The sequence below is a fragment of the Cuniculiplasma divulgatum genome (assembly GCA_031200235.1).
In the GTDB taxonomy this organism is placed as follows: domain Archaea; phylum Thermoplasmatota; class Thermoplasmata; order Thermoplasmatales; family Thermoplasmataceae; genus UBA509.
Genome location: CP133595.1, coordinates 474,859 through 499,783, shown reverse-complemented (window position 1 = coordinate 499,783; position 24,925 = coordinate 474,859). Strand labels below are relative to the sequence as shown.

28 protein-coding genes and 1 tRNA gene are annotated in these 24,925 nt (G+C 48.0%); 13 read left to right on the top strand and 16 right to left on the bottom strand.

Translation table 11 applies throughout. The features are described from left to right. Nucleotides 1–133 precede the first annotated feature (133 nt). The 4 genes from RE469_02720 to RE469_02705 all read left to right on the top strand — a co-directional run bounded on the left by RE469_02720 (nucleotide 134) and on the right by RE469_02705 (nucleotide 3,423). Entirely contained in the window at nucleotides 134–283 is a 150-nt protein-coding gene (locus RE469_02720) for a hypothetical protein (protein ID WMT45117.1), read from the top strand. 103 nt (nucleotides 284–386) lie between these two features. Beyond that, nucleotides 387–1,160, top strand: coding sequence for an S-methyl-5'-thioadenosine phosphorylase (locus RE469_02715; GenBank protein WMT45116.1), 774 nt, complete (start codon nucleotides 387–389; stop codon nucleotides 1,158–1,160). A gap of 10 nt (nucleotides 1,161–1,170) precedes the next feature. Continuing rightward, nucleotides 1,171–2,397, top strand: a complete 1,227-nt coding sequence (locus tag RE469_02710) for an MBL fold metallo-hydrolase (protein ID WMT45115.1) — start codon at nucleotides 1,171–1,173, stop codon at nucleotides 2,395–2,397. A gap of 237 nt (nucleotides 2,398–2,634) precedes the next feature. Next, nucleotides 2,635–3,423 carry a sulfite exporter TauE/SafE family protein gene (locus RE469_02705; protein WMT45114.1) on the top strand — a complete coding sequence of 263 codons (789 nt, stop codon included), beginning with the start codon at nucleotides 2,635–2,637 and terminating at the stop codon, nucleotides 3,421–3,423. Between the two features lie 22 nt (nucleotides 3,424–3,445). Here RE469_02705 and RE469_02700 read toward each other — a convergent pair whose 3' ends face one another. Then, nucleotides 3,446–4,069 (bottom strand): MarC family protein, encoded by a 624-nt coding sequence (locus RE469_02700; GenBank protein WMT45113.1) that lies wholly within the window; start codon nucleotides 4,067–4,069, stop codon nucleotides 3,446–3,448. 130 nt (nucleotides 4,070–4,199) lie between these two features. Here RE469_02700 and agl3 point away from each other — a divergent pair, with 130 nt between their 5' ends. Continuing rightward, nucleotides 4,200–5,369, top strand: coding sequence for a UDP-sulfoquinovose synthase (gene agl3, locus RE469_02695; protein ID WMT45112.1), 1,170 nt, complete (start codon nucleotides 4,200–4,202; stop codon nucleotides 5,367–5,369). On the opposite strand, the gene RE469_02690 is transcribed toward agl3, so the two are convergent. Then, the gene (locus RE469_02690) at nucleotides 5,362–6,105 is read right to left on the bottom strand and encodes a sugar phosphate nucleotidyltransferase (GenBank protein ID WMT45111.1); all 744 of its coding nucleotides are present in this window, start codon (nucleotides 6,103–6,105) and stop codon (nucleotides 5,362–5,364) included. The genes agl3 and RE469_02690 overlap by 8 nt on opposite strands. A 199-nt stretch (nucleotides 6,106–6,304) precedes the next feature. Here RE469_02690 and pgk point away from each other — a divergent pair, with 199 nt between their 5' ends. Genes pgk through ftsY form a run of 3 tightly spaced genes read left to right on the top strand, consistent with a single transcriptional unit; the run spans nucleotide 6,305 to nucleotide 8,854 of the window. Continuing rightward, complete coding sequence (pgk, locus tag RE469_02685; GenBank protein ID WMT45110.1) at nucleotides 6,305–7,567, top strand: phosphoglycerate kinase; 1,263 nt, start codon at nucleotides 6,305–6,307, stop codon at nucleotides 7,565–7,567. Next, a complete protein-coding gene (gene pfdA / locus RE469_02680) occupies nucleotides 7,554–7,967 on the top strand; it encodes a prefoldin subunit alpha (GenBank protein ID WMT45109.1) in 414 nt (137 codons plus the stop codon). The genes pgk and pfdA overlap by 14 nt, the downstream gene beginning before the upstream one ends. Nucleotides 7,968–7,972: 5 nt before the next feature. Next, nucleotides 7,973–8,854 carry a signal recognition particle-docking protein FtsY gene (gene ftsY, locus RE469_02675; protein ID WMT45108.1) on the top strand — a complete coding sequence of 294 codons (882 nt, stop codon included), beginning with the start codon at nucleotides 7,973–7,975 and terminating at the stop codon, nucleotides 8,852–8,854. Between the two features lie 30 nt (nucleotides 8,855–8,884). Here the strand turns inward: ftsY and RE469_02670 are convergent, their stop codons facing one another. The 4 genes from RE469_02670 to RE469_02655 form a co-directional block, all read right to left on the bottom strand. Next, complete coding sequence (locus RE469_02670) at nucleotides 8,885–9,289, bottom strand: hypothetical protein (GenBank protein WMT45107.1); 405 nt, start codon at nucleotides 9,287–9,289, stop codon at nucleotides 8,885–8,887. A 27-nt stretch (nucleotides 9,290–9,316) separates the two neighbouring features. Then, a complete protein-coding gene (locus RE469_02665) occupies nucleotides 9,317–10,108 on the bottom strand; it encodes a S26 family signal peptidase (protein ID WMT45106.1) in 792 nt (263 codons plus the stop codon). 197 nt (nucleotides 10,109–10,305) lie between these two features. After that, entirely contained in the window at nucleotides 10,306–10,980 is a 675-nt protein-coding gene (locus tag RE469_02660; GenBank protein ID WMT45105.1) for a helix-turn-helix domain-containing protein, read from the bottom strand. 123 nt (nucleotides 10,981–11,103) lie between these two features. Then, nucleotides 11,104–12,054 carry a hypothetical protein gene (locus RE469_02655; protein ID WMT45104.1) on the bottom strand — a complete coding sequence of 317 codons (951 nt, stop codon included), beginning with the start codon at nucleotides 12,052–12,054 and terminating at the stop codon, nucleotides 11,104–11,106. Between the two features lie 236 nt (nucleotides 12,055–12,290). On the opposite strand from RE469_02655, the gene RE469_02650 reads away from it, so the two are divergent. Continuing rightward, complete coding sequence (locus RE469_02650) at nucleotides 12,291–13,061, top strand: SDR family oxidoreductase (protein ID WMT45103.1); 771 nt, start codon at nucleotides 12,291–12,293, stop codon at nucleotides 13,059–13,061. Nucleotides 13,062–13,195: 134 nt separating this feature from the next. Beyond that, nucleotides 13,196–13,966: an enoyl-CoA hydratase-related protein gene (locus RE469_02645; protein WMT45102.1), complete on the top strand. Its 771-nt coding sequence runs from the start codon at nucleotides 13,196–13,198 to the stop codon at nucleotides 13,964–13,966. Nucleotides 13,967–14,649: 683 nt separating this feature from the next. On the opposite strand, the gene RE469_02640 is transcribed toward RE469_02645, so the two are convergent. The 4 genes from RE469_02640 to RE469_02625 form a co-directional block, all read right to left on the bottom strand. Then, a complete protein-coding gene (locus RE469_02640) occupies nucleotides 14,650–15,480 on the bottom strand; it encodes a hypothetical protein (GenBank protein WMT45101.1) in 831 nt (276 codons plus the stop codon). A gap of 44 nt (nucleotides 15,481–15,524) precedes the next feature. Continuing rightward, nucleotides 15,525–15,752 (bottom strand): hypothetical protein, encoded by a 228-nt coding sequence (locus tag RE469_02635; GenBank protein ID WMT45100.1) that lies wholly within the window; start codon nucleotides 15,750–15,752, stop codon nucleotides 15,525–15,527. A 206-nt stretch (nucleotides 15,753–15,958) separates the two neighbouring features. After that, nucleotides 15,959–16,039 (bottom strand) — tRNA-Ser (locus tag RE469_02630). Between the two features lie 31 nt (nucleotides 16,040–16,070). Continuing rightward, nucleotides 16,071–16,667 (bottom strand): 50S ribosomal protein L15e, encoded by a 597-nt coding sequence (locus RE469_02625; GenBank protein ID WMT45099.1) that lies wholly within the window; start codon nucleotides 16,665–16,667, stop codon nucleotides 16,071–16,073. 132 nt (nucleotides 16,668–16,799) lie between these two features. Here RE469_02625 and RE469_02620 point away from each other — a divergent pair, with 132 nt between their 5' ends. Continuing rightward, nucleotides 16,800–17,114, top strand: a complete 315-nt coding sequence (locus RE469_02620) for a hypothetical protein (protein ID WMT45098.1) — start codon at nucleotides 16,800–16,802, stop codon at nucleotides 17,112–17,114. On the opposite strand, the gene RE469_02615 is transcribed toward RE469_02620, so the two are convergent. The 5 genes from RE469_02615 to thsB form a co-directional block, all read right to left on the bottom strand. Next, nucleotides 17,091–18,371 (bottom strand): replication factor C large subunit, encoded by a 1,281-nt coding sequence (locus tag RE469_02615; GenBank protein WMT45097.1) that lies wholly within the window; start codon nucleotides 18,369–18,371, stop codon nucleotides 17,091–17,093. The two genes, RE469_02620 and RE469_02615, sit on opposite strands and share 24 nt — an antisense overlap. Before the next feature lies 1 nt (nucleotide 18,372). Continuing rightward, a complete protein-coding gene (metG, locus tag RE469_02610; protein ID WMT45096.1) occupies nucleotides 18,373–18,702 on the bottom strand; it encodes a methionine--tRNA ligase subunit beta in 330 nt (109 codons plus the stop codon). A 9-nt stretch (nucleotides 18,703–18,711) separates the two neighbouring features. Next, nucleotides 18,712–19,905: an acyl-CoA dehydrogenase family protein gene (locus tag RE469_02605; protein ID WMT45095.1), complete on the bottom strand. Its 1,194-nt coding sequence runs from the start codon at nucleotides 19,903–19,905 to the stop codon at nucleotides 18,712–18,714. A gap of 258 nt (nucleotides 19,906–20,163) precedes the next feature. Continuing rightward, nucleotides 20,164–21,102, bottom strand: coding sequence for a 4-demethylwyosine synthase TYW1 (gene twy1, locus RE469_02600; protein ID WMT45094.1), 939 nt, complete (start codon nucleotides 21,100–21,102; stop codon nucleotides 20,164–20,166). A 117-nt stretch (nucleotides 21,103–21,219) separates the two neighbouring features. Next, nucleotides 21,220–22,848, bottom strand: a complete 1,629-nt coding sequence (gene thsB / locus RE469_02595) for a thermosome subunit beta (GenBank protein ID WMT45093.1) — start codon at nucleotides 22,846–22,848, stop codon at nucleotides 21,220–21,222. A gap of 201 nt (nucleotides 22,849–23,049) precedes the next feature. Between thsB and RE469_02590 the strand changes: the two genes are divergently transcribed. Together RE469_02590 and RE469_02585 are read left to right on the top strand one after the other, a co-directional pair. Next, complete coding sequence (locus RE469_02590; protein WMT45092.1) at nucleotides 23,050–23,340, top strand: DUF1805 domain-containing protein; 291 nt, start codon at nucleotides 23,050–23,052, stop codon at nucleotides 23,338–23,340. Nucleotides 23,341–23,344: 4 nt separating this feature from the next. Further along, on the top strand, nucleotides 23,345–23,809 hold the full coding sequence (locus tag RE469_02585) for an NUDIX hydrolase (protein ID WMT45091.1): 465 nt from the start codon (nucleotides 23,345–23,347) through the stop codon (nucleotides 23,807–23,809). Here RE469_02585 and RE469_02580 read toward each other — a convergent pair. After that, entirely contained in the window at nucleotides 23,777–24,799 is a 1,023-nt protein-coding gene (locus RE469_02580) for a kinase (protein ID WMT45090.1), read from the bottom strand. The genes RE469_02585 and RE469_02580 overlap by 33 nt on opposite strands. Nucleotides 24,800–24,925 lie beyond the last annotated feature (126 nt).

The following is a 24,925-nucleotide window of genomic DNA, read 5'->3' as shown; positions in this document are numbered from 1 at the left end:
TATGAATAATTTTCCACATGTCGGCGGAAATCCCGGGGAAACCTGCACAACTCCTGCCACATTGAACCACTGAAATTATTCTGGCAGGTTCAGGGAAAGCATTTAAGTAGGGATGGCATAACAAGAAGGGAAGATGGGGCTAAGCAAAAGAGATTTGACCAGGAAGAAGAAGAGTCTTGAGATGAAGCTTGAAGAGCTTGAGGCGAGGGCAAAACACAATCCCATGAACAAGGAGCTTCAGGCAGAGATCGCCGACCTGAAGAAAAAGATCGAAAAATCCTGATTGCTCTCCTGCCCGTAATTGTTTTCGAGGGCGAGAAGGTTGCTCGCATAAGTTAAATATTATCATTTAATAGCGTGAAAAAGGTACTTGACACAGTGATAGCATGGTTTACATAGGAATTATTGGAGGAAGTGGACTCTACAATCTCATTGAAAATCCAAAATCTTTTGATATAGAGACTCCATACGGCAAACCCTCAGCCCCAATTGAGGTAGGAAAGATCAATGGCGTGGAAGTTGCCTTTATCCCACGCCACGGCAAAAAACACACAATCCCGCCGCACAAGGTGAATTACAGGGCCAATATATGGGCACTCAACAGCCTTGGCGTGAAGAGGATCATAGGCGTTAATGCGGTGGGCTCCCTCAAGGAGGAACTCGCTCCGGGCCATGTGGTTATTCCGGATCAGTTCATTGATTTCACCAGGAGGAGGGAACTTACGTTCTACGACGGCCCTGAGGTATACCACATATCCATGGCAGACCCATTCTGCCCGGAAATGAACAGGGAGATTTTCAAGGTTTCGAAGAAGATAGATGGGAATTCCCATATGGGTGGTTCATATGTGACCATTGAAGGGCCGAGATTTTCCACAAGGTCTGAATCCAGGATGTTCAGGCAGTTTTCAGATATAATCGGAATGACTCTTGTTCCCGAAGTCAACCTGGCTGATGAAATGTCAATGTGTTATTCCGTCCTGGCAACTGTCACTGACTATGATGTCTGGTCAGAAACACCGGTTGAGGCAGCAGAGGTCTTCAGGATCATGAAGGAAAACGAGGATAAGGTCACCAGAATAATCAGGGAATCATTACCCATAATAAATTCCGAAAGGCATTGTCACTGTAAAGATCGCCTTAAAGATGCAAAAGCGTGAGGAAACCAGAATGAAAGTAAAGTTTTTAGGAGGAGCAGAAGAAGTTGGCAGGCTGGCAATAAAGTTCCAGGATGATAGCACCAGGTTCATGGTGGATTACGGAGTGGTTCCAGAGAAGCCTCCGCAGTATCCAATGCCCTACGAACCCGTAGACGGCATATTCATAACACATGCGCACCTGGATCACATAGGCGCTCTGCCCGTGTGTTATCACGGAGACAGGGCAAGCCTGTACACAACCACCATGACGGCAAACAGCATGGAGCCGCTGCTGAACGATTCCATCAAGATAATGGATCTGGAGGGCTACCCCAAGAGGTTCGACGTTACCGATATTGATACCATGTTTGAATCGCTGACCGCAGTGCACTATGAAGATACGGTCCAGGTGGGGAAGTACTATGCTACACCATACTCGGCCGGCCACATACCGGGGTCTTCCATGTGGCTTTTCGAGAACAGCAAGAAGATCCTTGTTACTGGAGATCTCTACACAAGGGATTCAAACCTCCTGGTAGGCGGGAAGCCTGTGAAGGCCGACATACTTGTGATGGAGAGCACGTATGCTGGGAAAAACCACGAAGACAGGCAGCAGGTCATAGCAAGGCTCAAGTCCAGGATAAAGGAAGTTGTGGATAACGGCGGCAAGGTCATACTTCCGTCCTTCGCGCTGGGAAGGACGCAGGAACTCATCATGATTCTTGCAGACCTTGGATACAGGATAGCAGTTGACGGCATGGGCAACCTCATAACAGGAATATACCTCAACACCCCCGGATACCTGAGATCGAGGGGAGAGTTCAGGCGCAAGGTTGGTCGTGTACGCCAGGTGAGAGGCAGGAGGATGAGGGAAGCAGCCCTGGATAACGACATCATCATAACAACCTCAGGGATGCTGGACGGCGGCCCCGTCCTTGGCTATATCCAGAAACTTGCCGATGATGACAAGAGTGCAATATTCCTGACTGGATACCAGGTGGAGGGCACAAACGGAAGGAGCCTTGTTGAGACAGGTACAATAAACATTGCGGGCGTTCCACTGAGGCCAAGCATGCAGGTGGAATTCTTCGATCTTTCCGCCCACGCCGGCCATGATGATCTTATCTCATTTGCCAAGGCAGTAAGCCCTGAAAAGATAATCCTCTGCCATGGGGAAAGCAGGGAGAAGCTTCTGGACGATCTCTCTGAATTTGAAGTGATCCTCCCCTTCAACGGGAAGGAATTCACCATCGAATGAAGGCAGCATCATCCGGCCATATTCCACCGGCCGGTGCCCGCCTCAATTTTTTCCCAGCATCTTTATTGCACTGATTTTTCCAAGTTTATATCAGCAGTTTTATCAGGGAACATATTTAAATACGGGTGAGTAATTTTCATAGAGATGAAATATTATGGAAAATCATGATAATGAATCTCCATGCAACCAGAGCTCGCCGGGCAAACTTTTCAGTAAATTGCAGTCCGGAGGTTCAGCATGATAATCACAATTATTCAATATCTGTATTCCGTGATTTCCGGAGTGCTTGTGGGCTTTTCGCTCGGGCTCATCGGTGGTGGAGGATCAATCCTGGCAATACCGCTGCTCCTCTATTTTGTGGGCATTAATGATCCCCATGTGGTCATAGGCACAACCGCCCTTGCTGTTGGAATAAATTCATATATCAATTCCATAAGCCACTGGAGAAGGCACAACATAAATCTCAGGGTGGGCCTGATCTTCTCAGTTATGGGTGTCATCGGTGTACTCATAGGTACCACTCTGGGCCTGCTGACGAAGGGTAACCTTCTGCTGTTTCTGTTTTCGTTCATGATGATGGGAATAGGCCTGTACATATTCCTGACAAAGTGCAGGAAGGCGAATGAGGACGTTTCCGGCCAGACCAAGGTGGAGAAAAGCAGCGATGCAAAGGTGAGTTCTTTCGGCGTTCTGGCAGGCTTTGCATCAGGGTTTTTCGGTATAGGCGGCGGTTTCCTTATTGTACCATCAATACTCTATTCCTCCAACCTTAACATGAACAGGGCAGTTGGCACTTCCCTTCTGGCTGTTGGCACATTCGGGATGGTCACCGCCATAAGGTACGGCATAGCAGGTCAGATAATCATACCCATCGCAGTTCTGTATGTGGTGGGAGGCATATTCGGAGGCATGGCAGGAGCAAGGATATCATCAGGAATGAACAAGACCCTCCTGAGGAAAATATTCGCAGTGATAATTGTGGTGGTTGGCATATACATGGCAATACAGAACCTCTCGGCAATCTGAGATTGCCGGTTCCCACCCTCCATCAGTGTATGACGCCAAGTGCTATTATGGCATTTATGAAGTACTGTATGGCAAAGCCCGCCACCAGCAATCCAAATATCCTTGTCAGGGCCTTCAGAACCTTGTCACCAAGGACCCTGGTTATCCTGGACGAGAATGTGAAGAATATGTAAATTATGAGCATCACCAGTGCAAGCGCCACAATGGTGAAGAGGTCATTCAGCGGATTGGTGAAAACTGCTCCCTTCATGAGTATGATGACCAGTGATATGGCACCGGGGCCGGCTATGAATGGAGTGGCAAATGGAACGATCCCTATATCCTCCTGGACCTGTCCTCCACCCATTGATTTCGGCCTGTCCCCCTCCCTCACCATCTCAATACCCATGATTAACAGTATGAGCCCGCCAGCTATCTCAAGGGCCTCAATGGATATGCCGAAGAAGCTCAGGATGTATGATCCCAGTATGGCGAAGAAGAGCAGGATGAGGCCGCCGTAGACCACAGCATCATTGGTTATGGTCCGCCTGGTTTTCGTATCGGTTGTGCCTGTCATTGCCACAAAGAGGACAAGTGATCCAAAGGGATCAATGACCACGAACAGCCTCACGAATATGCTAACAAAATCAAGTAACGGTGAACTCAATGGGGGAGTTATAATGAGAAGCACATTAACTTAGTGATACATGGCAGCCCCTGTCCCGGCAGCATGTGTTTCCTGCTGCAATTTGCAAGTGTGTCAAACATTTTTATCCGCATTTCCACTACGGCTGCATATGAAGGTAATGATACTGGGAATTGACGGTTACATCGGCTGGCCCCTGGCCCTCAGGGAGATAGAGAAGGGAAACGAGGTCTCTGGAATTGACAACTTCTTCACCAGGAGACGGGTCAGGGAGGTCAATTCTGATTCCGTGATTCCAATCTCAACCATGCAGAAGAGGATATCTGCCGTGCGTGAGAAAACCGGCGCAAGAATAAATTTCTACAGGGGCGACGTTGCAAACCCTTCCGTGGTCATAGACGCCGTGAAGAAGGAGAAGCCTGATGTTGTTGTGCATCTTGCAGAGCAGAGGTCTGCACCTTATTCCATGATCGGCCTCAGGCAGGCGACGCAGACCATGGTTAAGAACATAGTCAGCACCCTGAACCTCATTTATGCCATAAAAGATGTTGTGCCCCATGCACATATACTGAAGCTTGGGACAATGGGCGAATACGGAACACCCAACATAGACATTCCTGAAGGATTCTTCGAGGTTCAGTACAACGGAAGGAAGGATTATCTGCCTTTCCCAAAGCAGGCCGGTTCCTGGTATCACTGGACAAAGGTGCACGATTCCAATAACCTGATGTTTGCAAACAGGGTATGGCGCCTGGGTATCACGGATGTTATGCAGGGCGTTGTATATGGCACAAGGACACCTGAAATCAACAGGACAGGCCTGCGGACAAGGTTTGACATAGACGAGGTCTGGGGAACAGCGTTGAACAGGTTCTGCGCCCAGGCGGTGGCAGGGCTGCCCATAACGCCATACGGCAAGGGAGGGCAAACGAGAGGTTTCCTGTCATTGGAGGACAGCATTTCCTGTCTTGACCTTTCAATATCAAAGCCTCCTGCAGAAGGTGAATACAGGGTATTCAATCAGTTTGACGAGCATTATTCTGTCATGCAGCTTGCCCAGATGGTGAAGGAGGTCTTCGAGCATGACACCGGAAAGGAGGCAGTTATCAGGAACGTGCCGAATCCCCGGATTGAGGCCGAGGAGCATTATTACAATCCGGAACACAAGAAGCTGGCAGAAATGGGTTACAGGCACTCAAGGGAGCTGAAAGAGGAGATCTCAATAATGCTGGAGGATCTCGCAGCCCACAGGCCGCGCATAGAAGCTCTCAGCGACGTTATCAGCCCGCATACGGCATGGAAGGCAAGCGGCATCAATTGACATTGCCGCGGCTTCTTCCCAGGGTCTCGGAGAGAACTCTGACGTAGTCATCTACTCTCCCAACACTGACCCAGTCGTCATGCTTCACAACCTTGGCAAATGTCGGTGTTCCTTCCCTTATCATGCTGTTTATGGCAGGAGTCAGCTCCACGTTCTCTGACACATCGGCAGACAGGTGGGCGAATATACCCGGCTCAAGTATGTAGAATGCGCAGAGGGCATAATCCGAAGGAGGATTCGCAGATTTTTCCACAACCTCCCTGACAATAAGCTGTGATCCCTCACGATCTATCCTGGCAGTCCCATAGTTCTCGGGGTTCTTCACCCTCCTCACAGTCAGGATGTTGCCCGGTGTTTTCTGCCTGATGCAGTCAGACTGGGTTTTCTCGTCCAGAAGTATTCCATCCCCGGCATTGAGGGCGAACCTCTCACCATCAATGAACTCCATTCCGGCAAGGACGGCATCCCCGAACCCCCTCTGTTTTTTCTGGTGCAATACAGTTACTTCCGGGAATTCGCGTGAAATGTATGAATGCGTCTGGTCATCAGATGGTTCCAGAACCACTGCAACGTCATCTATGCCCATGCTGTGGAAACGGGTGATGATCACGTCAAGCATGGGGCGCAGCACAAGCCGTCCACCCCTCATATCGTATACGGGGAGCATCTCCTTTCTAAGTTTCCCGTCCAGGCCGGATCTAACGCCTCTTCCTGCAGCAGTGATAAGTGCTTTCATGTGATCAAGTGGTTATATCGTCCTATCTTAACTATTCTCGTACACTGGGTTTCACCAGATGCACCATGGTTATATCCTGCAAAGCCTCCGTCGCACGGGAATTAATCCATGGGATGCGGCCGGTGGCTTCATGCGCCTGACAACCTGCATTTCATGCATGAAGGAAACGAATATATGTTGGGGAAACGATTACCAACAAATGCCCAGATATGCAGGTAATTTTTTCACGCTGGATAGCTTCGATCTCAGGGGCAGGCATATTTACCTGAGGCTCGACGTCAATTCACCAATAAATCCAATTGACGGCAACATAATGAGTTCCGCCAGGTTCGAATCACATCTGGAAACGCTCAGGGACCTTTCCGAATCAATGGTGGTCCTCGTTGCCCACCAGAGCCGTCCCGGGAAGAACGACTTCACTTCCCTGAACAAGCACGCTGAAAAACTTGAGCGGATACTTGGCAGGCCGGTTGAATTCATCGATTCCCTCTTCGGGAAGGAGGTCAGGAACAGGATAAGGAAAATGGAGCCGGGTGACATCATCATGCTGGAAAACACCAGGTTCTACAGTGAGGAGGTAGACATAGACGCCGGAGATATCGATGCCGTGGAATCCACCCACATAGTGAGGAACCTTGTGGATCTATTCGATTACTTTGTCATCGATGCATTTCCCGCAATACACAGAGCCCAGACCTCACTTGTGGGTTTCCGCCGGCTGAAGCCTAACCTGGCCGGGAGGCTCATTGAACGTGAAGTCTCAATGATCGACAGGTTCAGGGACAGCAGGGAAAGGCCCAAAATTGCCATACTTGCCGGAGCAAAGATAGACGACAGCATACAGGTAAGCAGCAATTTCCTCAGGGATGGCACAGTGGACAGCATACTGGTTGGCGGGGTGGTTGCAAATGCTTTCCTGTGGGCAAGCGGATTCGACATCGGCCGCAAAAATCGTGAATTCATCGAGAAGAACAATAAGGATCACAAGAAGCTCATTGAAACTTGCAGCAAGCTCCTGAAGTCCTATCCCGGAAAGATAATCATGCCCGAGGATTTCGTGCTGAACCCCATGGGCAGGCTGTTCAGCATAAATGATCACATACCGGATGACCAGCTTATTGCCGATATAGGTCTTGAGTCAATAGCCAGGTTCTCGTCCCTGATATCGGAAGCCAGGGGGATTTTCCTCAACGGCCCCATGGGAATGTACGAGATTGAGGAATATTCCGTGGGTACCAGGGAAATCCTGGAGGCAGTGGCAAACTCAGATGCACTGACAATAGCAGGGGGCGGGCACACCTTGAGCGCCCTGGAGAAGCTCAACCTCATGGGGCGCATAACACACGCCTCAACCGGAGGTGGCGCCCTCATAAGTTATTTATCCGGCGACCCAATGCCTGTACTGGAATCACTGGTGGAAAGCCGTAAGATTTTTGGAGTGAAAGAGGATGGAAAACAGTAACAGCGTGGGAATATCCGAAGAGCTTGACTACCTTAAATCCCTGATTGATTCCATTGACAACCAGCTCTCCGTCCTTGTGAGGGGCATGGATGAATACAACCGCGCCCTAGTGGTCCTCAAGGAGAATTATCTCAAGGATTCAAAGGACGTGAAAATCGGCATAGGAGCTGGCATTTACATGAAGGCGGATCTTCATAACGAAGAGAAGCTGTTCGTTCCAATAGGTTCTGATCTTTATATTGAGGAGGATTCCAGCGTGACCCTTGGCAGACTGGACAGGAACATCAAGGAAATACAGGATTCGGTTCAGAACATTCAGCAGAGGCGTACTGAAATTTCAGACAGGTACAACTCACTTGTTGCTGCAGTTCAGAACCAGATGGGCAGAAACAAGGGATAGACGCCATGTTTGAGAATTTCAGGAAGAAGCTCTCAGGCCTTTTCAAGGGATCAGCAGGTAGCGATGAGGTTCTCAGGAAAGGGGATATTGAAAGTTCCGTCAGGGATGCCCTTCTGGAATCTGATGTGTCCCTTGAGACATCTGAAAGGATCATAGCTGATCTGGATAATTTTCTGGAAAGGCCCGGAAAGAAGGTGAGCCAGGCTGATCTCAGGGATGCCCTGAGAAAATCCATCAGGAAGATACTTGATGAGAATTCAACAGGCATTGATATACTCAATCCCGGAAAGAAGCCCTTCGTGATCCTGTTCCTTGGGATAAACGGAACGGGGAAGACCACAACTGTGGCAAAGATAGCAAATTATCTCAAGAAAAATGGCAAGCGTGTTGTTGTTGCTGCTGGAGATACTTTCAGGGCAGGTGCAATTGAGCAGTTGAGCCTTCTCTGCCAGGATATCGGGGTGAATCTCATAAAGCATGAGGCGGGAAGCGATCCGGCATCCGTGGCATTCGATGCAATTGATCATGCGAAGGCCAGGAACCTTGACTATGTATTGATCGATTCAGCTGGCAGGATGCAGACCAACAAGAATCTCCTTGAGGAGATGAAGAAGATGAAGAGGGTGGCAAAGCCTGATCTCACTGTCCTTGTGCTGGATGCAATGATAGGCCAGGACGCGGTGTACCAGGCTGAAACATTCATGAAGGAGACATCATTTGACTGCGTCGTCCTTACAAAGCTGGACACCGACGCTAGGGGAGGCGCCATAATAACAATAGCTGACCAGCTTCGGAAGCCTGTGCTGTTCCTGGGGGTAGGCCAGGGAATGGACGACATCATGGAGTTCTCCACCGAATGGTACCTGGATCGGGTGCTTCCAAATTAGAAAAGGGGCTCAGGGGCTGTTCTCTGTGGCTTAATGATCTGGCGGCTTCTGGTTCTCTACGTTCTTGGTTTCACCGGATATGTCCATTGACGCAACGTATTTTTCATGGCCTGTATCCCGGCTCTTCTGCGACAGGGGCTTGATGTCGAATTTGATTCCTATCCTGGTGTTGATGATCTCCAGGTTTTTCCTTACCATCTGGGAGAACTTAGTGAGGTCCTTCATGAAATCGTCCTGGTCATTATTTCCAGTTGCCAGCGGTGTGGCAGGCTCCATATGATCTTCCACCACAGCAGGGTGATTCTCAGGTTCGGAAGGCTTTTCCTCAGGGGCAGCCTTTATGTCTCGGCGCGATCTGCTCTGAGTAAAAGTCACTATCCACAATGCTATGGCTATTAAGGAAAATATGAGGGCAGCCAGTGTGAAAGGATTCATTGTCAGACAATAGCATCTGATATTAATTCATTTTCTCTTCCGGCCTTTTCCCAGATATGGATACGGGAAGAATATGGCCAGGAAAATCAGGAAGAGTGAAGCTCCAAGGTACTCATAGCTGTGGGCAGGCACCTCATTATAATAGGGCCAGTCTCCCTCAAGCCTCATGAGGTTGAGCTTTATGAGGCCGAACCATGGTATCTGCCCCCTGGCAATTCCCACAACCTGGCTGGGTTTCACCGGGGCTGGAGTGATGCCCACGTTCTGATCAGCCGCCAGGTATGCGTCATACTTTGCATTGAAATAGAAAGATGGGGCAGTTGCCAGGTTATGATCACCAACGGTGATGAATCCGCTTTCGTTCACAAAGCCCGAGACGTTTACAAGGAGATTCCTGTGGGAATAGCCGCAGTCATAAATCACGATGTTCATGCCGTATATCTTCAGCCAGCTCTGGTCTGTGTATCCCTGCACAACGGGCCTGCTGCCATTCCATGTAAGGTAGAACATGGCACGATGGATTACGGTGTTTCCGTCTGGATCGTGGTAGAGTAAGACATCGCCATATTCACCGTAGGTGGAGAAGTTGGTGATTCTTCCGGTCACATATGTTACAACATCCTCAACGGGATTTGGGACATACTTCACTATGACAATATCACCAACATTTATTGTGCCCCATTCCCAGCTGGAAGAGTGCTCCATGCTGTAGGATTCCACAACAGATGCTGGAGGGAATTCGCCTGAATATGCCGTGATCCCCACGAGAATGGCAACTATTATGATCACGGCCAGAATCCCCGGTGCAGATCTCTTCATCAGAATATCCTGAATGAGCCATCAGTTATAATTTTTGAGATTTGCCTGAACAGAACAGGCCTCAGGCAACACCGCGCCTAACAGTGCAATATATGAGGATTCCAGTCAGTAAATGCTGGATTATTGATTATGGGTGTAATTATAATGAGGGAAACTGCATTTTCCCCGTTTATGGCCTGTCAGGAATGACAGACCGGTCATTTCAGTGACGCCATAATCTTTGATATGGCAGGCGCATCAAGTTCCGTAACGATCAGCGGGATATTTTCCACGTCTGCCAGCTTTACTGCCAGATCATCTATTCTGTCGGGCTGAATATACACAACAGCGGCAGGTTTCAGTGGATGCACCCTGATTGCAATCATGGGGCTTCTTCCCAGTTTTACCTCTGTGAAGAATATTATTCGCTGGCTTGACCATCCGTAGAGCTTGCTGTATTCCGAGTATGAGAATGACAGGATTGCCTTGATTCCATCAACAATAGTATATCCCCGTATGTACCTGTTCAGGCCTATGGAGGAATAGTTTGTCCCGCTTATCATGCGGATCACCCTCTCGAGCGATATGTCATGGCTATAATCACTTATGTCGATGATGGCATCAGAAGGCATGCCGCTGTTGTACCGCCTCAGTACCTGCCCACCCCTCTTCAGGTCGATCTCCACCAGTGCATTGACTATCTTTCTTATTGATGTAACACCAGGTGATTTACGCCTGCCCGATTCATAATCACTGATGACTGATGGCGATATCTCCAGATACCTGGCCAGGTCCAGCTGAGACACCTGAAACTCTTCACGCCATTTCCTTATGGTTTCGCCGGGATTCTCCGCTATTGTGATCTCACCGGCTATCTTCTCCTGTATGTCCACATTGAGTAAGATTTGTAATGTTTAAAAATTTGTCGAATGAAGCTACGTTTAATGACGAAAAACATGTTGCGCGTTCACTCCAGTCGGCCCAATCCAAAGAAGCCCATTTCCTGTTATGTTAAATCAGGACACACCGGCATCTTCATTTCCCTTCATCATGGAGGCAAACGGCCTCACATTCCGAATTTTAACACTCCAGTTCAAGAAGTCTTTACGCGATCTGGAAATCTTTTTGATATAGTCGGAAACAAAGGATTTGGGAAGTATGAGAGTTATGGTAAAGATCCCTCCGGACAGGGTGTGAATCCGCCGGAAAGACGGTATCATTATGCTGTGGTCGCTGGACGACAGGAAGCCCAGCATCTCGTTTCTGGTTTCCATTTCATATATATTGTCCACGATTTTCATTGCGTCATCCCTCACCCTCTCCGAACCTGAAAAATAAACAGCCTTGATGGAGCTGTCCGTGGTTCTGTACTTTATCTCCCGAACCCATTCCAGTCCAATGGGGTTTCTTTCAGGAGACAGTTCCTCAGGCGGCGGGATGGTATCAACTGTTACTTCGTATAATTCCACGTGGCTGTCTATCCATTTCAGGACGTCAATCATCCTGTCATTCCCGGAAAGGCGATGTACATTTATCCCGGAAGGGACCTCGGATGAAAGAAGCGTGTCCGAAACCTGGCGGAGAAATTCATGCCTGAATATGAAGTGGAAATAATGCTTGCCTTTCCATACATAGGAAGCATAGTTCAGCACTGAGGGTATGTCAAGAATTCTCTTTAACATATTATACTGGGGGAATCTGGAGCTTGAACCGTAAAGTGTCAGTACGCCCCCGTTATTCCTGGCCCCATACCTGTTGAGAAAAATTTCAACATCTCTCTTTCCCTTCACAGCTGCTTCCGAGAAATAATACATCATGGATACTTTTCCATTACCGGCAGAAAGGACGGCAGGGACGAAAAGATCGTGATCTCGGCTAAAAGCCTCAATAGGGAAATTTCCCTCATTCTCTATTACCAGCTCCATGTCGAGGTTGTTAGCAGCAAGGAATGATTCCCGAGAATTCATCAGAGATTCACTTTGTCTCCCGGATGTGATTAAGGTTGAGCTATAAAAAAATTTTCATCAATTACGGGAAATTTCGCCGATTGTTAGACTTTTAAGCTTCAATTTAAATATTGTGTGAATGATATTTGGGGTTCAATACGAAGTATTGACATAAGGCGCCATCATCATTCGCCATACCTGACTGGCCATAAAAAGCGGTTGCTAAAGGATATATTCCATTGGGAAATCTGCAGATCATGAATGAAAATGGCCTTAATGGGAAGATTGCACTTGTTACAGGCGCTTCAAGGGGAATTGGAAGGTCCATTGCCATAAAGCTTGGAAATATGGGGGCCAGGGTTGCCGTCAACTACAACAGAGGCAGAGATGAAGCTGAGAGCCTTGCCCGATCAATTCCAGATTCTATGGCATTCCAGGCAGATGTGGCCAGCAGAAGCCAGGTCAACAGGATGGCTGAAGAAATTCATTCAAAGATGGGAAAAGTTGACATAATCGTCAATAACGCAGGCTACTGGGAACTTATGGACTTTGTGTCATACAGGGAAGATGCCATGGACAGGATGTTCGCTGTTAATGTTAAGGGAGGCATAAACACGGTCCTGGCATTTCTGGATGATCTGAAGGGAAAAGGGATAATTGTGAACATAGCATCAAATGCTGGAATTGGAACTGCTGCTCCAAATACAACCCTGTATTCCATCACGAAGGCAGCCGTCATTATGCTAACGAAACGTCTGGCATTCGATCTCAGGGATCAACACATCAGAATCAATGCCGTTGCTCCGGGATGGGTTGAAACGGACATGACCATTGGGAACAAGAACAGCAGCGAGATCTCAGATCTTGAACACTATTTCAGAAGCAGAACCACGCTTAACAGCGTTGGGCGACCAGAGGATATTGCCGATGTGGTGGCTTTCCTGGCTTCAGATGATTCCAGATACATAAACGGGCAGGTAATTGTGGCGGATGGAGGCCGTATGGATAACCTGACGCATGGGATTTGAACATACTGAAAGCACAGCGAGATGAACTGTAGCTGGTCATTCCACAGGGCTGCATGGGTCAATGGACACTGCTTTGCCGTTCAGCCCAGCAAAACTGTTAAATAATGTTCAGTTGATAGTTGCAGGGCATTCTAATGTATGACACGTTGCTGGTAAAGGATAAAGGGCACATTTCCATAATCTCAATAAATCGTGCTGAAAAATTAAACTCACTTGGGGATGAGGTTCGGAGGGACCTTCTGAAGGCATTCAAAGATTTCAACGCAAATGAAGGAAAACGTGTGGCCATATTGACAGGGGAGGGCAGGGCGTTTTCTGCAGGCGCGGATGTCTCCACCTCTTCAGAAAAAGGCGCCGGTGTGGATATAGAGAGCGAGCTGTCAAATTCCTTTCACCTTATACTGAAAGAAATGAGGTACAGCAAGAAGCTATTCATTTCAGTTATAAACGGCGTTGTAGCTGGGGCTGGGATGAGCCTTGCCCTTGCATGTGATGAATCTTTCGCATCCCGTGAAAGCAGGTTTGTAATGGCTTTTCAGGGCATAGGACTTGCTCCGGATACGGGGCTTACGCTGATTCTTTCAAGACTGGCCGGAGCACGAGCACTTCCGTACCTGCTCCATGGCGGAGAATTCTCTGCTGCAGAAGCAGAAAATATGGGCCTGGTAAGGGTAGTGGATGATCCCATGGCTGAGGCCATGAAAATGGCAGAAAATCTGGCTGAAGGGCCTTTTGGGGCATATTCTGTGGGCAAGCAACTTATAACAAAGGCAATTTATTTTGATCTGGATGAGTTCCTGAAGGAAGAGGCAAGTCTGCAGGGCAAACTGTCGGAGGGACATGACTTCAAGGAAGGCGTGAAAGCTTTCAGGGAGAAGCGCAAACCAAATTTTAACGGTACATAAGCAAAAATCTATCTCAAATTTCAACGCTGAGCCTTTATGGATTGCGGTTCCGACTGGGCTAACTTCTTTAATTACAGTCCATGGCGAATTTTACCGCCAAGAAAATAAAAGTGTTCCAGTTAGATTCACAAATAAGACTCTCCGGAAGCAATTTCGTGATATTTTTCGGTCAGTTCATTTCATTAATCCATCAGGGTTGTTGCAGTGGATAAAATGGAGGCAAACTTCGTAAGATCACAATTATATTGGGGTGAGAAGTCGGTTTCAGGATTCAGACTGCTTCGTCCCTGGAGATGCGTAATTTATAGATCATAATCGTGCGAACTAACTTGGATATATTGTGATAATTGACGTGCAGCTTCCGCCAAGCGATGATTACAGAAAAGATTTTGGGAATTACATAACTTGCACAGGAGCCCAGTTTGATTTTAACAATTAAGGATATGCTGTTCAATGAACCTGCTCTGGGTGCTGAGAAACAGGCTATAGTAAGAGCAACACGAAGTAAGTAAGATTCTGTTAAGGTACGGTTGCTTGTTTGTGGGTTCAGTTTGAGTTTATATCAATATACAGTTCTGGTAAGAGAAGTCTGACAAGTTTGCGGGTCCATTCTATCATTCTACGACACACATTAACAAGGGGAGCTTGTAGTGCAAAAGACCGTATCTCATGAAGCTTTTTTATCAGAAATTCTGAGTTTTTACAGACTTTAATTCAAGCTCTATTCTTACTGCGTTGCTCGCACCTATTTTATATTCTTCACGTGTTGTGAGAATATACAAGTTTATACCTTCTGCACCCTTTTTTAGAGAATATTTCAGGTACTGGCCGTAAAAATAATCCAAACTTGTAATGTGATTGTCTCCGCGTGCATACAATGCAACACTTCTAACATTCCCTTGTTCTCTCCTCTGAAGGTCCTGGATAGACTTCAATGCATCAGTCCCCTCATCTATGAATAGTGCTTCCGGGAAGTAGTCGAGTATATTTGTTATTGCTTCATCAGAGTGAAGTTCACTGCTTACAAGCAGCTGCATTGCGAAACCCTCAAGATAACCTGATCTTGCCAGATTGTAAAACTTCTTGTTCATTGTTTTTTTTGGGCCGTCAAAAGCTGATGTCATAAGATTTTTTGCCTCCTCGTACTGGGCAGAGTCCTCAAGATTAATTATCTTGAACGCAATTTTGATTGATGCTACTTTATCTGGCTTCCACCCTGCTTTTTTGAACAGGTCTATCTTGTGTCTTTGTGTGGAGGTAAGCTTCTGGTTGGTTGCAATGCTCAAGGAAGGGTCGAACTGGAGCCCAATCTCTTCGTGATTCTTAATATCATTTTGTAGAGCGGTAAAAATCTCTTGAGCAACTACTGGATCATAGTCCTTTGCCTCTTTATTGATGTTGATGGTAATATTCTGGGTCATCAGATGATCTATCCTGATGTTCTGATACGAGGTGTTGAAGTTGATGTCAGGTTTGTCTGGCCTTACTGTAAGCCATTTTACGCCTTTCTTCAATAAGTTTACAATTTAAAGTAAAAAAGTAGGTGGCATTATGGGATTTACTCTTCAATCAATTCTACTTCAGAAACATCTGTAATAAGAGCTAGAGATCCTGGAACAATGCCTTTGACATCGCTGACTTTTATACCAGTGGCACCGTCAACAGATGCAGCTCTCTTGCCATCAATGTCGAGGTATCCATTATCAGAAATAATGAATCCCATACTCTTAAGGATATCCTCTTTCTCGAAACCTTCAATCTTTATCCACTGTTTTATGGTGCCCATTAATTCACCCTAATTTGACGTACAAGAATTCTACTTTACGAGCTAATTAATGGGTAAACGTAATTAAGTTTACTCACAGTCCCATAGTTTGCTGTTCTTTCCCGGTTCCGAATAGCGGAGCACCTGTATCTAATTTGAGGAGTATATACAGAACTTCGTATTGCCATTATACAAAGCTAATCAATGAAATCGCGAACCAAATATGACGCCGCGGGAGAGATTCGAACTCCCGATCCACAAGGGAACCAGATCTCAAGTCTGGCGCCGTACCACTGGGCCACCGCGGCAAAGAAAAAAGTCAGTGGAAATTTGTGGAGATTATCTTCTGAGCCTGCCGTTTGATCTTATGGATGGCCTGCTCTTGGAACTTCCGCTTCTACCTGTCCTCAGGCCTCTCCCCTTGTATCCAGCCGAGGTAAGGCCCCTGTAGACTCTGCCCCTGTTCTGTGGTTCCGCAATCCAGGAAATAGAACTGTCCGTAACAATCTCCGGGTGCGATCGGTCAACCATTATGACCTCATAATACTTGTAGAGTCCATCCTCTCCAACATAATACGAATTGAGAACTTCCATGTTGGGATATCTGTCAGCAGTTCTCTCCTCTGCAATCCACTGGATACTTTTCTTGGGGGTGAGTTTATTGTAGCCCATCCTTCTGGGTCTTCTTCCTCCCATGATCTTGGGCTTGTTCCTTCCTCCTCTTCTCACTCTGGCCCTGACAACGATGAAACCGCCCTTGGCCTTATAGCCAAGTGCTCTCGCCCTGTCAAGCCTTGTGGGTCTCTCTACCCTTTCAATTGAAGAACCGCTTCTCCAGGCGATCATTCTCTCTTTTTGCAACCCGTAGATCTCAGATTTCTTGAGGTCCTTCCAGGCATCCCTGACCATGCTGTATGTACTTTGAACATCTGGCATCTAAATCTTACCTCTAATTCTCGTGAATGAAGCTGTAGAGTATAAGTCTATAAATATGTTATTGGCTTGGCAATAGTTCATGAATGCCTGAAGTCTCGACACTTAAATTAACAACTCCGCCATAAGCCTCTGTTGAAAGGCAATCCATTGAGAAAGCGCTATGTCCTTGTAAGGATCGGCAACCTCCAGAAGAGGTTATCTTTCATTGACAGGGAGCTGTACCGCCTGTTCCGCGCCAAGAGGAAATATATGGAAGGGAATTACGCCATTTATCTCACTGATCAGTTCACGATGGGCCCTTTTGTTTCCTATTTCAACCAGAAAATCAATGAGGCCGAAACTCTCTATGTGAGCGGAACCATAAGGAAATGCAGGAAAGTTATTTCCAGGCTTCCTGCTGAATCGGCGGGACCTGCAGAGAAATCAGCCTTTCTTGAGAACAGATAATTCCTTCTCGCTCAGGTTGAGCTGTTTTTCAAGCATCGCCGAAAATTCCTTTCGTTTGAGCATTTCACCATAGAACCACAAATTTCCGGAAATCCTCATTCTTCCGCTATGTGTGAATCTTGCAAGCTTTGCTGTGGCAAACTTCCTCCCTTCCCTGCTTTCCCTCAGCCTGGACATTTTCATTATGTATGACGGGAACTCATACTTCACATATTTCTCATTGCGGTGCACTATTCCGGTTGAAACGCCTGCGGCTATCTCCTCCGCATATCCCTTGTATGCATAGTGCTGCTTCTTTATGACCCTTCCCACAAATACGTCTGCAATGGAGAGAATATCATATGCATGGTCAAGGTCCGCTGCATCCTTTGCCTCCATGGGAAGATTTTTGTCAAGCCACATAAGATAGTCTTCCGTTGTGAAGTCTTTGTCCATGAGGTCCCTTAGGATACCCTCATAGTCACCCTCCTTGAAGGTTGCGTGCATGACGTCGTATATGCCGGAGGGAGCATCCCTGATTGAAGGCTGGCCAACAGCCTCAGGGTCATCCCTGTATGCCATCATGCTCACAGCATCGTTTATGATTGCCCTGAGATCATCTCGGTTTCGTTCTATCAGTGCGTCCACTATCTCAGGCCGAAACTGCAGCCCCTCGCTCTGGGCGATGAAAATGAGCCTCTCGGTCAGTTTGTGCCGGAAGCTCCTGAAATCGAGATCGTTCTTCTTCCTGAACTGCCTGAACTCTATGGCAAGACAGTTGTTTATGATCTCCTTGGCTGCATTTTTGCGCCTGAATCCGTAAAAATCATTCATGGTCAGGATTATAGGATTCCTGGTGTTCCTGATAACCCTGGCAAGCTCTGTTATCCCTCCGGAATCCCCGCCGGTCTCCCTGCTCCTGCCCTCGAATATGTTGTCAGCCTCGTCAATGAGGATTATCTTGTTGAACCCTGCCGCATGATCTGCCATAAGGGTGAGATCTGAATACTGTGATCCCATCATGGCCACCCTCTTCATGGCATCGGAATTTCTCGTTTCCGAGGCGTTCATCTCAATTAATGGAACACCTGATTCTTTTGCCAGGGCAAGGGCCGTGGTGGTTTTTCCGGATCCCGGGGGGCCATAAAGTATCAGCCCCTTCTTTGTGGGGGTCCCCTCATTCCACAGTTTCAGCCAGTTCCTGATATCAGCAAGTATCCTCTGGCTGATGATGAGATCCGATACTGATTCAGCCCTGTATTTCTCTGCTATGTTCATTCTATGACACTCTCAGACCAGGTGGCGATTCTCTGTCGGTGGTCAGCAGGGACAGGAAATCATCCTTCTCCACCGCCAGGAGCATGCCCTGGCTTTCCAGGCCCATGAATGTGGCCTTCTTCAGGTTAGTGACCACAACTATGGTTTTTCCAACCATTTCCTCCGGGCTGTAAAACTCAGATATGCTGGATATGATCTGCCTCTTCTCCTCCCCAAGATCCACAACAATCCTGAGAAGGCTCCTGGAGCGTGGCACCTTCTCGCACTCAACAACCCTGCCGGTCCGGAACTCTATCTTCCTGAAATCTTCTATGCCGATCTCCTCGCTCACCCGGTTCACCTACTCCTTGAAGAACTCCTTTCCAAGGCTTTCCCTGGCTATGATCATCTTCATTATTTCACGTGATCCTTCAGCAAGCATGAAGGACCTGACGCCCCTCAGGGCAAGCTCCTGCGGATTGTATTTTGTGTAGCCATATGCCCCGTGCCACTGGAGTGCATCGTTGATGGCATCGAAAGACCATATGGTGGCCAGCAGCTTAGCAGTGGCAACTTCCCGGCTCACCTCGAATCTTGTGAATTTCTTGTATTTCTGCTCCTGGTCATACATCCACAGTGCCTTGAAACCAAGGGTCCTGGCAGCCTCCATCCTCGCCATGTGGTCGGCGAGCTGGAACTGGAGACCCTGATATTTGCCGATGGGCTGGCCGAAAGCCTTTCTTGTCTTCATGTATTCAATCCCATTGTTCAGGCATGTCATTGCTGTGGAGACGGACATCACTGCAATCAGGGACCTGGCGAACTCGAACCCCTCGTGGACGATCTTGAATCCCTGGTTCACATTTCCAAGAATAAACTTCTCGTTGATCCTGTAATCCCTGAAATTCAAGGCTCCCCATGTTGATCCTTCCCTTCCCATTTCCTCCAGGTTGGTGATTTCAATATGATCCTTGCTGTCAGGTGTGTAGAAAAGCGTCACTCCTGAGGTGCCCTTATCCGGGGCGGTCTTTGCAACTGTGACATACCCTCCGCCCATGTCCCTGACATCCCTCACAAGGCTGATAAATGACTTCTCTCCATTGATTATGTAGTCGCTGCCGGATCTTGTAGCAGTTGTTGTCATTGACCCAATGTCGGATCCAAAATTGGGCTCCGTGGATGCTATTGCTGTTATGATTTCACCCTTTGCCATCTTTGGCAGGAACTCCTGGGCAACCTCGCTGCCAGAATATTTTGATACAAGGTAAGACCACGCATTGTGGACGAGAAACATCACGGGAATGGACATTGTGGGATCAGCTGCAGCAATCTCTTCAGCAACTATACCTGTGGTAACGGCATCCGCCCCCATCCCGCCGTACTTTTCCGGGACGGTCATGCCCAGAACACCCAGCTTTTTCATTCCAGATATGATTTCCTGTGGGATCCTGCGCTTTGCCACCATTTCCTGAATGCGCGGCGCAATTTCTTTCTGGGCAAACTGCCTTGCCGAACTCCTGATTATATCCTGCTCCTCAGTGAAGTTAAAGTCCATATTATTACCATCTGACTATGTCTTTGCAATATAAGTTAATTATTGAATCATTCCCAGCGGGAAATATGCATGGGGAATGAAAATAAACGCAGGAAGCCACGGGGGTGCTATATGATTGCACTGGAATGTTCCCGAATGAGTATATTCATCCCGCAGACCATATCGGATCAGGAGGCGGAAATGACCGCCTGTGCCGGCATCATTCGCATGAACAGAAATATAGGGGAACTCCAGGTAAAGTTAGCCACATTCGATCTATCAGATTGCTGAAAAATCTATTTTTGCCCTGGACGGATCTTTTGCCAGAAGCGTGACCCTGCTATCCCTTCTCTCACCGGCAAATTCGTATCCCAGCATTGATCCAAGAGCCCTGCTGAAATCCACCACATAATCATGGGAAGGCATATTCTCAATTCCTAGCCGGGTAATGGACTGTCCCACATGTACATAGCCCTTTGACTCGATGAAGTCCGGGCTGGCTATGCTGTCAAGCTTCGCGTATTCCTCCAGGTACGGCATATTGACATCCTTAACCAGGGTGTGCCTTATGACCTTCCTGGTATCAAGCGAAGGCAGCAGCTCCAGCGTTCTGAGGAAGTTTTCCCATGCATTGCCGATGGCCGGATTCAGCACGTCGTGAAAAATCTGCTTTGTGGGGCCGGCAGTGGTGACGTAAAGCTGGGTGGGCAGAGGGTCAAGTTTCTCCAGGACCATGGGAAGAGTGCCGTTTGTTACAAGGAATGTGGAAATCCCTCTCTTTCTGGCGAGAGCTATGAATTCGCCAAGCCTGGAGTAGAGTGTTGGCTCTCCGGTAAGGGAGATGGCAATGTGTTTTGGGTTGTCAGCTTCATTCCACTTCTCTTCAGTGACCTTTGGATTCCCCTTGAATCCGGTCAGAAGCTTCCTGTGTGCCTTTATTGATTCTTCCAGGATGAATTCAGGGTCATCCTCATCGGATATGTGCATGCTGTCAAATCCCTGGAATCTCCAGCAGAATGAGCAGTTCTCGGTGCAGGAGTTCAGGGTAGGCGTCATCTGCACGCACTGATGCGATTTTATTCCGTAGAAATCGCCCTTGTAGCATCCTTTGCCGCCGGTGATCTCGCTCTTCGTCCAGTGGCAGACCTTTACGGCTGAGTGTTTCCCCACAAGCCCATACTGCTGTTTCTTGTAAATTTGAGTGTAAGCGTTTTCCACGACGCAACAGATATAATTATTATATAATCTTTGTTAAACGACAGAGGATACTCATGAAATCAGAAAAATGAGAAAACTCAATGGGATATGTTAAATTTATAAAATGGAAAAATGGGTTTAATCGGAGTCTCCGCCTGGTCCGGGACCGCCGCTTGGTGGTGCTCCGCCCTTGGATCCTTTCGTGGCGATCACATCATCTATCCTGAGGATCATCACGGCGGCATCTGTGGCAGCCTCTATGGCCTGTTTGCCCACTCTGATTGGCTCTATAACGCCAACTTTCTCCATGTCCTCCACATTGCCGGTGAACACGTTGACTCCTGCTGTCTTGTTTCCCTTGGCGTGCTCATTCCTTATCTTTATGAGTATGTCTATGGCATCAAGCCCGGCGTTTTCTGAGAGAGCCCTGGGGATCTCCTCCATTGCATTGGCGAATTTCTCTATTGCAAGCTGCTGTCTCCCTCCAACCTTTGATGCATACTCCCTGAGCTTCAGGGCTATTTCTGAGGCAGCAGAGCCGCCTCCAGCAACATAAGCTCCGTCTTCAACAGCCGCAGCAACAACATGGAGTGAATCCGTTATTGATCTCTCTATTTCGTCAACAACATGCTCTGTGCCGCCTCTGACCAGTATGCTCACGGCCTTTGGATTCTTGCAGCCGGTCACGAATGTAAGGTAATCGTCTCCGATCTTCACCTGCTCAACCATTTCGGCGGCGCCCAGGTCCTGATCCGACAGTTCCTCAATTGAGGATACTATGGCGGCTCCGGTTGCCTTTGAGAGCTTCTCCACGTCGCTTTTCTTGACTCTCCTGACTGCATATATGCCTTCCTTGGAAAGGTAGTGCTGTGCAAGATCGTCTATTCCCTTCTGGGTGATGAGGACATTTGCACCGGATTTCTTGACCTTCTGCACCATATCCTTGAGCAGCCCCTCTTCCTGAGAAAGGAATTTCTGGATCATGGATGGATCATCAATCCTTATGTTGGTGTCGAACTCTGGCTTCTTTATCTCAAGTGCAGCATCCAGTAGCGCGATCTTTGCATTCTTGACGAAGTTTGGCATTCCGGGGTGAACCTTCTCCTTGTCAACGATTATACCATAGATGAGCTGCGTGTCGTCAATGTCTCCACCCTGTTTCTTGACAACCTGTATGTTGTCGAAATCCACGGTGTAGTTATTGTCCCTCTTCTCTGCAACTGCCTTTATGGCATCCACGGATATGTCTGAAAGGAGATCCTTGCTTGATGAGGCACTCTTGCTGCTGAGTGATGTGCCTGCCATCTTCTTCAGGAGTTCCTTGTCGGTGAACTTCACTGGCTTGGATATGTCGTCCAGTATCTTCTTGGACTGGTCTGCTGCCATCCTGTATCCTGATGATATAACGGTGGGGTGTACATTCTGGTTAATAAGGCTCTCTGCCTCCTGCAGAAGTGCCCCAGCCACGATGACTGCGGTTGTGGTGCCGTCACCAACAAAGGAATCCTGTGTCTTGGAAACCTCAACCATCATCTTGGCTGCAGGATGCTCAACATCCATTTCCTTGAGTATGGTTACACCGTCATTGGTGATCACAATATCGCCAAGTGAATCCACCAGCATCTTGTCCATTCCCCTAGGGCCAAGGCTTGACCTTACCGCACTGGCGATGCTCTTTGCGGCGTCAATATTGTTCTTCATGGCGTCCTTGCCCGTCTCTCTTTTTGACCCTTCCTTTAATATGAATATTGGTTGTCCACCTATCATAATGACCTCAGACTAGTAAAAATAAACTTCTATATAACCATTTCCAATCAGGCCCCATGTCGGCGGCATTCCAACAGGCACGATGCCGGATTGCAATTACCCTATTTCACCTGGAACATGGTATGGTAGAGTTGATGGTTCCACAAGCAGACTGCCATATCATATGAGAACAGGTTTTATGCATGCATGGCATTTCTCACCATGATTCAGGCAGAATCTGTGGAGATAGGCGGGAAAAGTTTTGAATTTATGCGAATGGCCATGGGCACTGCTCCGCTGCTGGTGCTGAAGGGAAGCAAAGGGTTTGTGATGTGCGGATACCTCAACCTTGAAGCTGCCAACAAGCTGGGTGATGTTGCAGTACGTGTTACGGGGGTTTCCGACCTCAGGTCCATGACCGAGAGCAAGGTAGCGGGCGTCTCTGAGAAAGCCTCAGCCATGGGCATAAGAGAGGGACAGAAGGTATCAGAAATCCTAGGGCTTCTGGCGTAAAGCCATGGATTCTGCTGTGGGTCTCATAATTCACCATAATTCCATCGTCATCGTTAAGAGGCAGCGAAGGGAAGGTGATCTATGGTCCGGAGACATAGCCTTCCCCGGTGGACATGTGAAGGAAGGGGAAACAGCCATTCAGGGTGTTCTCAGGGAGATCAGGGAAGAGGTGAGCCTCTCGTTTCAGCCGGATGACATCGTGATGGAATTGCCCCCTACCCACTCAATGCGGATGCCAGACATGCCTGTATATCCATTTGTCATAGCAGCAGTCAGCCTTGAGGGGCTCGCACCTGGCCCTGAGATATACAAGATCCGTGTTGTGGACATCAACAGTGGGCACAGGATAAAGCATCCTGTGAACGGACAGGACGCACTTGACTTTGACGGATGGATCATGTGGGGACTCACATACAGGATATTCACGCAGTTCCTTTCAGTCAAGGAAAATCTGGGAAAATCTCTGTGATCTTGTTCCGCTTTCCTCAAATGAGACCCTGATGACGAAGTCTGAGTACTTCATCATGGAACTCTGGACCTGTTCAATGGATCCAGGCCTGCATACTGCAAGTACAAATCCCTCGCCGCCGCCGCCCATGAGTTTTGCTGCTTCAGCCCCATTTGACAGAGCCTCGTTTATTATGCGGTCTATCTTGCTGTTGCTCACATTACGGCCCAGGTTCCTCTTGAGTTCCCAGCCCCTGTTGATTCCCCTGAGAAACCCGCCCATGTCGCCACTCAGGGCGCAGCTGTACATCTCATGGGTGAGGGCCTTCATTTCCCTGAGATTGCTCACAACCTGGCTGTTACCTGCAGCTGACTGGTCCACCTGATCCCTGAGATATGCCGAACTCTCCCGCGTCTTTCCAGTATAGATCAGAAGCGTTCTGCCCTCAAGTTCTCTCCAGAATGCCTGATTCTGATTCAATGGATGGTTTATTTCTGTCCCGCCGGTGAATTCCATGAACTTGAATCCTCCCACAGCAATGGCAAAGGGGTCCTGCTTCCCAAGGGTGATGCCGAAGTAATTCTTCTCTATGCTGAAAGCCTCCCTGGCAATTTCCCATGGGTCTCTGGACTCATTTCTGTGCATGTGTATCAACGATAGAACAGCGGTGGTGAGTGCGCTTGACGACCCAAGGCCAGAGCCGGGTGGAACGCCGCTGTTTATGCTGATCCGTCCTCGATCGATGCCATAGTTCCTGAAAAGTCCCGCCATTTTGTGAAGGACATCCCCGTTATCATTTTCCCCCACTATCATGACGCTCTTGAGGAAGTCCCGTGACGATATCTCAAGTTCATATTCATCCGGAGTGTAGATGACGGTGACACCCCGATCTATGGTGGCGTTGATAACGGACCCGCCGTAAGCATCACAGAACGGGTTGATGTCAGTTCCGCCGCCGGCAAAGCTGATCCTGAATGGGCTGTATGATACCAGTTTAGTCCCCTGTGTCAATGCAGGAGATAATGGGCGATCCATAGTTTAATATTTCCGGCAAAGGCGACGTAAAGAGGGAAAACCCTGACAGATCATGCTGACGGCATAAATGGCTGAAAGAAGCAGATATTTATACATCAGTTC